1 protein-coding gene and 1 pseudogene are annotated in these 2,049 nt (G+C 61.2%); both read right to left on the bottom strand.

Annotated elements, in window-relative coordinates:
• Positions 1-999: pseudogene (locus ACXJKH_RS19300) on the bottom strand (autotransporter outer membrane beta-barrel domain-containing protein); the annotation flags it as partial.
• Between the two features lie 249 nt (positions 1,000-1,248).
• The coding region (locus ACXJKH_RS19295; protein ID WP_457321787.1) for an autotransporter outer membrane beta-barrel domain-containing protein at positions 1,249-2,049 on the bottom strand (801 nt) is incomplete at its 5' end.

The raw sequence follows: 2,049 nt of genomic DNA, 5'->3' as shown, positions 1-2,049 counted from the left end.
CAGCGAGAGCGTGCCGGTGGAACTATTGTCGCTCAATTGCCAGCGTGCGTTCTCCAACGCCATGGAGGTGACATCGCGCGTCGCACCCGTCAACGCTGCTCCGTTGACGAGAGAGACGTCGATAAGACTGGCTCCCGCATTGTCGATGTTGCCTTCCAGCTGACTGCTATCGACAGTCAGTCTCACCACGGCCTCATCGCCGTTGATCAGCACTATGTTGCCGTCGCCACCACGGAGATGGGCGCCATTGCGAATAGTAAATGCTGCGAGGAATGGATCAAGGCTTCCATCTGCATCGATATAGATGGCTGCGCCAGTTCGGCCTTCGACAGTAGATCCATCAATGACAACTTCAGCGGGGTCTTCAGGAGTGAAGCGGACATCGAATTGGCCGGCAATGCCGTATGTATCGCCGATAATTACGCTGCCATTGCGTGCAAGCACACTTGCGCCGCCCGAAATCCAAAGACCTGTGCCAGCGTCAAACGGATCGCTGGCTGATATGGCACTGCCATCAACGCTGCTGGCGTCCAGCTCGAGCGTGGTGCCACCGGAAACTACGGCGCCTATACCCGTGCCAAATAGACTGCTACGCAGGATACGTGCTACTCCGCCGCCGTTGGCGCCAGAGCCAGCCGAATAATTGAGGCTAAGCGCACGCCCAGAGTCGCTACGGACCATTGCGTCCGCCATCTGGAGATTCGATCCTCCAACCACCCGGATTCCCATGGGTGAACCCGACGCTGGGATAAAGGCGGTGGATTGGCTGAACGTGACGCTGGAGTTTGCATCTGCGTTGACGGCCAACGTACTGGCGCCTGCGCCGACGACAAGCTCTGCGCCGCTCAGCAGCCAGCTCTCAGGGGTGTCCCCTGCGTTGACTTCGGCTCGCTGTCCGGGGCCGAGCGTGGCTGCCACGCCAGGACCAGCCAGGCTAAGAAGTACACATGCCCACAGCGTATTGAACTTTGCAGGTTGTCGCGTGGAAAGTCTGTTCATCATGAAGTTCCATCAGGGGAATGATGCCGAAGGCCAAAGCCGAAGCTGTCTTCTGGAAATGGTCGCAACATCTCGGCGCGCCGAGATGTTGCACCTGACGGAAAATATGATCCATACAACTAGTTGCAATCGCCCCGGGGTGCTCGGTTGAGATCAATCGATTGATACCACTGAAAGCGATCTCCGACCAGGCGAAAACAACGGCGCCGTCTATGGGCGGCGCCGCATTGCATCAGCAGTTGCAGATTCTTACCAGCCGTAGCTCATGCCCAACAGCGCACTCGTCTGGTGGTAACCACTGGCCTGCTGCCGGGCCAACCCCGCCCAGGCGCCAAACCCATTGGCAAACTTCAGCGAGGCACCCGCGCTGACTTCCGCACGGCTACGGGGGATACGCGCATCAACGCGCTCGTCGTCCATCCACACCTGCGACTCGGCGCGGGTGTGCAGCCARTTGGCSGCGAYGTASGGCTGCACAKCGGYCSCGCCGTCGCCCCATCGSGTCACCCCGGACAGACGCAGGCCGACGCGGCCATACAAACCATCGGCGTCCTGCGTGGTCACCACCGTGCCGTTGGCCTCGGTGTGGCGCAGATCGTCCCAGCGGTTGTAGCCGACCTGCAACTGCGGTTCCAGGAAAATCCCGCCGCTTTCTGCACCGCCCACGCGGAAGGCGTAGCCGGTTTCGATGGCGCCTTGCCAGCCGCGACTGTCGTACCGCTCGGTAGCAAGTGCCAMGCCTTCAACGCGATTRCGGAACTGGGCGCGCTGSAMCGAACCGTCCAGGTAGAAGCCGGCATACGGGTCCACTCCGTTGCCTGCACGCCASGTKCCGTARACGCCCAGTGCTTCGCCCTTGACCTTGCCACGGGCGTAGTARCCGCTCAGCGGGTTGGTGGAGGTGCTGGTGGCATTGCCGCTGGACAGCATCACGCCCGCGCCGCTGCCGGCGTCATTGCGCCACACATCCGCGCCAACGCTCAGGGACTGGCTATTGCCGTGCACATCAAGCTGGCGGCYGACCGCATCGAAACCGGTGCGTGACCCATC

The sequence above is a fragment of the Stenotrophomonas sp. P5_B8 genome (genome assembly GCF_054049855.1).
Note: the sequence above shows the minus strand (reverse complement) of the source record. Positions and strands in the feature narration are given on the sequence as shown.